The organism is Gloeocapsopsis sp. IPPAS B-1203, from assembly GCF_002749975.1.
Classification (GTDB): domain Bacteria; phylum Cyanobacteriota; class Cyanobacteriia; order Cyanobacteriales; family Chroococcidiopsidaceae; genus Gloeocapsopsis.
Window position 1 is genome coordinate 1 of sequence record NZ_PEIG01000030.1, and the last position, 3,725, is coordinate 3,725.

At 38.1% G+C, this 3,725-nt stretch carries 3 protein-coding genes; all 3 read left to right on the plus strand.

The annotated features are described in order from the left end of the window. Positions 1-210, plus strand: a 210-nt coding sequence (locus CSQ79_RS28545) for a hypothetical protein (RefSeq protein ID WP_289501594.1), incomplete at its 5' end; no start/stop codon positions are given. Continuing rightward, positions 204-1,166: an outer membrane beta-barrel protein gene (locus tag CSQ79_RS26760; RefSeq protein WP_099704144.1), complete on the plus strand. Its 963-nt coding sequence runs from the start codon at positions 204-206 to the stop codon at positions 1,164-1,166. The genes CSQ79_RS28545 and CSQ79_RS26760, both read left to right, overlap by 7 nt. 177 nt (positions 1,167-1,343) lie before the next feature. After that, positions 1,344-3,356, plus strand: a complete 2,013-nt coding sequence (locus CSQ79_RS26765) for an alpha amylase C-terminal domain-containing protein (protein ID WP_099704145.1) — start codon at positions 1,344-1,346, stop codon at positions 3,354-3,356. Positions 3,357-3,725: the final 369 nt, after the last annotated feature.

Genomic DNA, 3,725 nt, shown 5'->3' on the forward strand with positions numbered 1-3,725 from the left:
CTTTTTTTCTCACCGTTATTAGCAACTGCTCAGCTTGACTTTAGAGACGGATATATTATTACCCATGCTTCAGACACTATTTATGGTAAAATTGCCTATCAAACTGAAAAAACACATACAATGAATGTGTTTTCTTTAAAGACAATAATAGAACAACCTATTCCTCTACTGACATCAAAGGTTTCAGGTTTGTTGGAGATAAATTGTTAATATCTGGAATTATAGATGATCAATTTGTGGAAGCTTTGGTGATTAGAAAAATCAATCTATTTAGAGATTATGATAGATTTTTTCTGCAAAAAACAGGTGATCAGATTAGGGAAATAAAGGCAGAATTCGACACTCTTCTTGTTAACAATCAGGAGTTTCTCAGGCCTAAAACTATCTGGAAAGGAGTTTTAGTTTTCCTTATGAATGATTGCTTGAAAATCAGTGATGAAAAATTGAGCAAATTCAAACTGAATGAAAAAGAGATCACCGATTTGGTGATCGAATACAATAAATGTTCAGGAGAGTATTATCAAGTACCAAAGGATGAAAAAGAATTTCATCGCTTCAGCTTTGGTTTGACAGCAAGCCTCGGGCAAGGAAGAATCCACAAGAAAAATGTAGAAACAGCAAATAGGCATTTGAATTACCCATACAGAGATATGGGCTATAATTTCGGGATCATAGTCCAATACATGAACCCTAAACAAAATGACAAATTGTTTATCCAAACAGGACTAGAATATTCTGCCTTTCAATTTGAAGGTTTTACCGAGTATTTAATTCCACCTTCTCTGCGCGTCACTAGTGAAACTGAAATCCGTATCCAGTATTTGACGATACCAATAAGTACCAATTATAGAATTACTTCTGGTAGGTCAAACCTTTATTTAACTGCAGGTGCCAACTTTAACTTTTTAATTAATTCTTCAACTAGGCATTATGCTGAAAGCACATTTGGTACTATTAACCCTAATACCACAAGCTCAGAAAGTGATGCTTTTGATTTAAGGAGTTCGCAGTTCGGTTTATTTACCGGAATCGGAACTTTACAAAAAATCGGCAAATTCACAACTTCTACTAGCTTTAGGATTAATCATTGGATGATTTTAAATAGGGAACAAGCATTCAACTTAAGCAACAGCTATTTAGGAATTCACTTTGCTATTTTGAGGTGAGCTATCCAAACAATTTAATTTTAAGTGAAAATTGCTGTAACAAGCTATATCGATTGCAACTATCATTGCAATCGATTTTTCTTTTTAGCCCATCAGGAATTAAAAGGTTTGTCTAAAATATTCATTGAAAACCCCAATTCAATACCTTATATTTAGCATTGAGCATTAAAAAAAGGCATGAAAACACCTCAACTTGTCAAAGACGATCCCTGGCTGGAGCCATATATCAATCATATCAATCATAGAATAGCTTATTTCAAAGACCATCTGAATTGGGTTGAGAAACATTTTGGCAGCTTGAAAAGCTACTCTTCCTGGCACAAGGAGATGGGATTTCATTATGACAAGCAGAAAAAGGGTTGGTGGTACCGAGAGTGGGCACCTAGTGCTGAAAGCCTGCAACTCATCGGTGATTTCAATGATTGGAATGGAGAAAACCATTCCTTAGAAAAAAAAGAGTTTGGTCGATGGGAGATTTTTATCGCTGACAGTAGTGAACAGCCTCTACTGCATGGGCAAAGGGTAAAGGTAAGAGTAAAAGCAGCAAATCGTACTCTAGACAGGATTCCTGCCTTCATTCGCTATGCTGTACAAGATCCTACAAGCTATGATTTCAGTGGTCAGATACATGCGCCTACGCAATCTTTCAAATGGTCTGATAGTGGGTTTTCAGCAAAAAAGATCGCAAGTAATCCCATCATTTATGAGGCTCATGTGGGCATGGCTCAAGAAAAAGAAGGCATAGGATCTTACAGAGAATTTGCTGATCAGGTATTGCCGAGAATTAAAGCCTTGGGCTACAATTGTGTGCAGTTGATGGCTGTGATGGAGCATCCTTATTATGGCTCTTTTGGCTACCACGTTTCTAATTTTTTTGCGCCTAGCAGCAGGTTTGGCAGTCCTGAAGACCTGAAATACATGGTTAATAAAACCCATGAAATGGGAATGGCGGTCATCATGGATATCGTTCACTCCCACGCTGTGAAAAATATAGCGGAAGGCCTCAATCATTTTGATGGTACAGAATACCAGTACTTTCATGCTGGAGGCAAGGGCATACATCCTCAGTGGGATTCTCTGCTTTTCGATTATTCCAAACCAGAAGTACAGCGTTTTCTTCTTTCCAATGTCCGGTATTGGCTGGAGGAGTTCCACTTTGATGGCTATCGCTTTGATGGTATTACCTCTATGCTCTACTTTCATCATGGCAATACAGGTTTTGATCATTATGACAAATACTTTGTTCACCAAGTGGATCATGATGCCATTTTATATCTTCAGATGGCCAATGAGGTAGTAAAAGAAACTAAAGCTGAGGCCATCAGCATAGCAGAAGATATGAGTGGTATGCCCGGGCTTTGTAGAAAAATTCAGGAAGGTGGAATGGGATTTGACTTCCGGCTGGGTATGGGTATTCCGGATTTTTGGATCAAATACCTCAAAGAAAAAAGAGATGAAGACTGGGATATCTTTGAAATGTGGAGTACCATGGTCAACCGTAGGTATAAGGAAGGCACAATAGCATATGCCGAAAGCCACGACCAGGCCATAGTAGGCGATAAGACCATTGCATTTTGGCTCATGGACAAGGAAATGTACTGGCATATGAGCAAGTCAAGTCAGAACATGATCATCGACAGAGGAATAGCACTTCACAAGATGATTAGAATTTTCACCATGGCTCTTGGTGGAGAGGCTTATCTCAATTTTATAGGAAATGAATTTGGTCATCCAGAATGGATAGACTTTCCCAGAGAAGGAAATGAGTGGAGCTACAAATACGCCCGTAGACAGTGGAGCCTGGTAGACAATAAGGAGTTGAAATACCATTACCTGAGTGATTTTGATCAGGCTATGATAGATTTAATATCCAAATATCAAGTACTTGCTGCTGCTCCTGCCCGACAACTCAATATGGATGCCACTAATAAAACCATCATTTTTGAGAGAGCAGGACTTATTTTCATATTCAACTTTCACCCTACCAACTCTATCTTCGACTATCGTTTCTGGGTGCCTGAGGCAGGGGAATATCATATCGTACTCAACTCAGATGATGCAGTATTTGGAGGTTTTGACCGTGTAAAGCCTGATGTGATTCATCATAGCATAGAAGAGGAAGGGGAAAACTACCTTCAGGTATACAATACTAATAGGACGGTATTAATTTTGAAGAGGAAGGAGAAATAAAGGTAATGACCCCAAAAGGTTAATAAATTTCTATCTAAAGCACCTATTTCAAAGGTGCTTTAGGAAAAGACAAAATTGCTTTAGGTTGAAGTATAAATATCTTCTTTACTGTAAAATTCTAAACCAACTCTTTTGATGTGATCCAAAAATTCTTGATTACTAATTTTATCGAACAAAGAAATATCGAATTTATAGGGCAACATTAAATCGTCCAAATCAGATTCAATTTGAAGTTGCAAACTCAAAGTTTGCTGTATCCGCAATCACATTGAGTGCTGTTCCTGCATGAAGTTTACCGACAGTCACGACGGCTGATTCGATTGGATCGACATTTCGTGCTACGATTGTTTGCAATGCATTGACAATTTG